Annotated in this window: 5 protein-coding genes; all 5 read left to right on the forward strand. The window is 61.3% G+C overall.

Annotated elements, in window-relative coordinates; translation table 11 throughout:
* Nucleotides 1-223, forward strand: a 223-nt coding sequence (locus MRBLMA1_RS11460) for a cytochrome b (RefSeq protein WP_414714766.1), incomplete at its 5' end; no start/stop codon positions are given.
* The gene (locus tag MRBLMA1_RS11465; RefSeq protein WP_363736950.1) at nt 207-2,243 is read left to right on the forward strand and encodes a TonB-dependent receptor; all 2,037 of its coding nucleotides are present in this window, start codon (nt 207-209) and stop codon (nt 2,241-2,243) included. The genes MRBLMA1_RS11460 and MRBLMA1_RS11465, both read left to right, overlap by 17 nt.
* Before the next feature lie 188 nt (nt 2,244-2,431).
* Nucleotides 2,432-2,932 carry a hypothetical protein gene (locus MRBLMA1_RS11470; protein ID WP_363736951.1) on the forward strand — a complete coding sequence of 167 codons (501 nt, stop codon included), beginning with the start codon at nt 2,432-2,434 and terminating at the stop codon, nt 2,930-2,932.
* Nucleotides 2,929-3,609, forward strand: coding sequence for a HupE/UreJ family protein (locus MRBLMA1_RS11475; protein ID WP_363736953.1), 681 nt, complete (start codon nt 2,929-2,931; stop codon nt 3,607-3,609). The genes MRBLMA1_RS11470 and MRBLMA1_RS11475 overlap by 4 nt, the downstream gene beginning before the upstream one ends.
* Nucleotides 3,606-4,217 carry a hypothetical protein gene (locus tag MRBLMA1_RS11480; RefSeq protein ID WP_363736955.1) on the forward strand — a complete coding sequence of 204 codons (612 nt, stop codon included), beginning with the start codon at nt 3,606-3,608 and terminating at the stop codon, nt 4,215-4,217. The genes MRBLMA1_RS11475 and MRBLMA1_RS11480 overlap by 4 nt, the downstream gene beginning before the upstream one ends.
* The last annotated feature ends 166 nt before the right edge of the window (nt 4,218-4,383 follow it).

The raw sequence follows: 4,383 nt of genomic DNA on the forward strand, positions 1-4,383 counted from the left end.
GCTCGGCTGGAGCGGTATCCTGCTGGTGGCCGTCCACGTGGCCGCCGCACTCAAGCATCACCTCGTCGATCGTGATGACGTGCTCGCCGGCATGGCTCCCTGGGTGCGCCCTCGCCACATACCTCAGACAAGAAAGGAAACAGGAAACGACAGCTTCCGCTTAAAATCCAGGGTCACTTCGCAGCGGAAATCAACGAGGAACCTTCATGTACCACATCCGTAAACTGGCGGCAGCTTGCCTGGCCGTCGGCGCCTCTCCCCTGTCCTTCACGCCAGCCGACGCCGCTGCTCCGGTCGATACAACCGTTCTTGCCGCAAGGGCCGATGCCGACATCGTCGTGTTTGGGCGAGGCGAGAGCAAGATCGGTGTCGCGGGCGCAGCGAGCGAGGGTAGCGTCGCAGGCTCCGACCTGCTCATCCGTCCGCTCCTGCGCGTGGCCGAACTCCTCGAAGCCGTGCCGGGCATGATCGCCGCGCAGCATTCGGGCAGCGGCAAGGCAAACCAATATTTCCTGCGCGGATTCAACCTCGATCACGGATCGGACTTCACCACCTATATCGACGGCGTGCAGATGAATTTTCGCAGCCACGGCCATGGCCAGGGCTATCTCGACCTCAACGGCCTGATCCCCGAGGTCATTGACCGGGAAGATTACCGCAAAGGCCCTTATCGCGCCGACGGCGGCGATTTCGCGATGGCTGGATCGGCCGCCCTGACAACCATTGAAAAGATCGACGCGCCCTGGGTCTCGGCCGAACTCGGCTCCTATGGCTGGCGGCGACTCGCGGCGGGCGGGACGATCGGCAATGTCGGCGGCGGCGACTTGACCCTTGTCGGGCAGTTCAAGATCTATGACGGCCCCTGGCAGCAGCCCGAGAAGCTGCGCCATTATTCGGCCTTTGCCAAATATGCAGCCGTGATCGGTCTTGGCAAACTGGACCTCAGCCTGCACGGCTATCGTGGCACATGGCGGCCGACCGAGCAGATCCCCGAACGCATCATCGGCTCCTCGATCTGCGCCGATGCCTTCTGCTCGCCCGATCCGACAGCGCGCGGGGAAACCACCCGCGTTGTTGCCAATGCGGCGCTTAGTGGGGAGAGTTGGTCGGCGAACGTCTATGGTCAATATTATGACTGGGCGATGAGCTCCAACCCGACCTATGCCAATGCCGATGGATCAAGCGCCCAGATTCTGCAGTTCGACAAGCGCGTCATCCTGGGGATGACGGGCCGTAAAAAATGGGAGATCTCTCCCTCGCTCGACATCAGCATCGGCACCGAAAACCGCTATGATACGATCGGCCCCGTCGGGGTCCACCACACCGACGCCGGAAGCTTCAAGGAATCATTGGGATCCTACGACGTCACCGAATCCTCGGGTGCGATCTATGGCGAAGCCACGCTTCGCCCTTTGCCAGGCGTGCGGGTGATCGGCGGCCTGCGCGGGGATTATTATCATTACATCGTACGAGCGCGCGACGATGTTGCCGCAGCGCTTGGCGCGGGGCGCGGCGATGATGCCATCCTCTCGCCCAAGCTGGCGCTGGCCTACTCTCCTGTCCCATCGCTCGAATTCTACGCCAATTGGGGCCGGGGGTTCCATTCAAATGACGTGCGCGGGGCGGTGAATACCGCGTCGCCCGTCCCGGTCCTGGTCCGGGGCACCGGCAAGGAACTGGGCGCTCGCTTTCAGACCGGTCCGTTCAGCCTCACCGCAACCTATTACTGGCTGAATGTCGGGAGCGAGCTGCGCTTCGTGGGAGACTCCAATGCGGTGGAGCCCACCGGCGCCAGCAAGCGGCGCGGTTACGAGCTGGTGGGCTTCTGGCGACCCCTGCCCTGGTTGGCCCTGGATGCCAACTATACCGCCAGCCGGTCGCGCTACGACAATGGTGACCGCATTCCCAATGCCTTTGAAAACGCCGCTTCAGCAGGCATTTCGGCCATGTTCGACCGCTGGAGCGGCAGCGTCCGCCTCCGCCATCTGGGTCCCTATCCGCTGATTGAGGATAATAGCGCCCGTGACAAGGGCAGCACCATCATCAACCTACGTGGAGCATGGAAACCGCCTCATCTCGAGGTTTTCGGCGAAGTGCTCAACCTCTTCGACAGTCGCGACAAGGACATCGCCTATTGGTATGAATCCTATATTCCGGGCTTTGACAGCGCGCCCACCGAAGGTCGCCTCAGTCGGGTGGTCGAGCCGCGCACCTTCCGGATGGGGATCCGCTACAGCTTCTGAGCGAGCAGGCTTGTACCGCCACGCTGCCCAGACGGACCCAGACGGAGAGCGCCCGTGCCCTGACAGCACTGTACCGCCAGCGTCACTGCAATTGCCTTTGGCGCGGCGGCGCAGACCGGCAAGCCGGGTATGAATGAGACAAGGGACAAAGCTTTCGTCCATCGCACGACAGACACCAGGAGACAGGCATGAAGAAAAGGCTGATCGCACTTGCATTCTGGATGACGTTCGTAGGCGGCTGCGACCGCAAGACGGACCAGCCCTCGGCGGACGCGCCGCCGGCTGACGTGCACAAGCTGATGGTGGAGAAAGTCGATCCGTCCGCCAAAAGCTATTGGAACGCCGTCCAATATGTCAGCGATGAGACCGGAAATCACGAAATTCGGCCGCGTAACGATGCGGAATGGACCCGAACTCGCGAGGCTGCGGAACGGGTTGGGCAATATGCCGCACTTTTGCGAACACCGGCCTATGCCAAAGGCCGCGGCCAGGACTGGCAGGAATTCGCGCAAGGCCTCTCGGACGCCGCCGGACTGGCCGCACAGGCAGCGGCAGCAAAGAACGTCAACGAGGTATTGGAAGTGGGCGGCGCGTTGTATAATGTCTGCAGCGCCTGCCATCAGGCCTATATGAAGTCGCCGGCCAGCCTCGCGCCAACGGGGACCAAAGGGCCTGAAAACGCCTCATGAGGCGGTGGACGCTTCCCCTCGCCGCCATGGCGCTGGCATTCTGGTCAGTGACCGCCCTGGCCCACGACGTGGCCGAAGGCGACAAGGCCTTCGTCCTGGCCACCGACGGTCCGGCGATCCTGCCGTTTCTCTATCTGGGCGCCAAGCATATGGTGACCGGGTACGACCACATCCTCTTCCTGATCGGGGTGGTCTTCTATCTTTATCGCCTGAAGGATGTCGTCCTGTACGTGTCGATGTTCACCATCGGCCATTCGACCACGCTGCTGCTGGGCGTGTTGCTGGGTTTTGGCGCGAATACCCATTTGGTCGATGCAGTGATCGGGCTATCGGTCGCCTATAAGGGCATCGAGAATATCGGCGGCCTCCGGAAACTCGGTATCTCCATCAATACCAAAGCGACCGTTCTTGCATTCGGCCTGGTTCATGGCCTTGGCCTCGCGACCAAGCTGACCGAACTTTCGTTGCCCAGAAATGGGCTGCTGACCAACCTCATCAGCTTCAACATCGGGGTCGAGATTGGGCAGTGCCTGGTCCTGGCCTTTGTCCTTATGCTGCTCGGCCTCTGGCGCGGCACGCCCAGCTTTCGAAACGGGGCGTTTACCGCCAATCTGGCGCTGATCGCCGCGGGCATATTTCTCGCCGGTTATCAAATTGCGAGGTATCTTGAATCATGACTGAAATTGAACCCGTGCGCCCCTCCCGGCGCGCGCTCGTCATTGGAGCCACGGCGACGCTCGCCATTGGCGCAGCAATTGTCGTCCTGTTCGTGCTTCCAGCCGAAACCGGCATCGATCCGACGGGCGTCGGAAACGTAACGGGCCTTTCCAGTATTGCAACCGCTGGAGCCAACCAGTTCTTGGAACGGGGCCTGAAACGCCAAGGTACGTTCACGCCCAGCCAGACGCCCCTGCCCCCCGAGCCAGGCGCCAGCGACCATTGGGAATTCGAACTCAAACCCTTTGAAGGCATTGAGCTTAAATATGTGGTCGATGAGGGGCAGCCGATACACTTCCACTGGTCGGGATCAGGACCGCTCAACTATGACATGCACGCCCATCCCTTCGACGGTGGCGAAGAGCTGACTGAAAGCTATGCAATCACCAAGGGCGACCGGCAGGCAGGCCGCTATGTCGCGCCGTTTACGGGCATCCACGGTTGGCATTGGCAGAATCGCAGCATGAACAACGTGCACCTGACGCTTGATGCTTCTGGCAAAATTAAAGGATCCAAGCTGTTCGATGCCGGCGGGGAACACGACCGGACGCTGACGCCTCCAACGTAGTAAGATAGCACAGGAGCCAGGGCTCTGTCAGAGCAAAACGGCGCGTTGCTCTGGGCGCTGCTAAAGTAGGGGCATGAGCCGCTCCAAGCCTGACAATCCGTTCCGCTACTTCAACTCGTCGCGCGAGGTGATCCGGCTGGCGGTGATGATGTACGTGCGCTTCCCG

This window comes from Sphingobium sp. LMA1-1-1.1, from assembly GCF_040676365.1.
Lineage (GTDB): Bacteria > Pseudomonadota > Alphaproteobacteria > Sphingomonadales > Sphingomonadaceae > Sphingobium.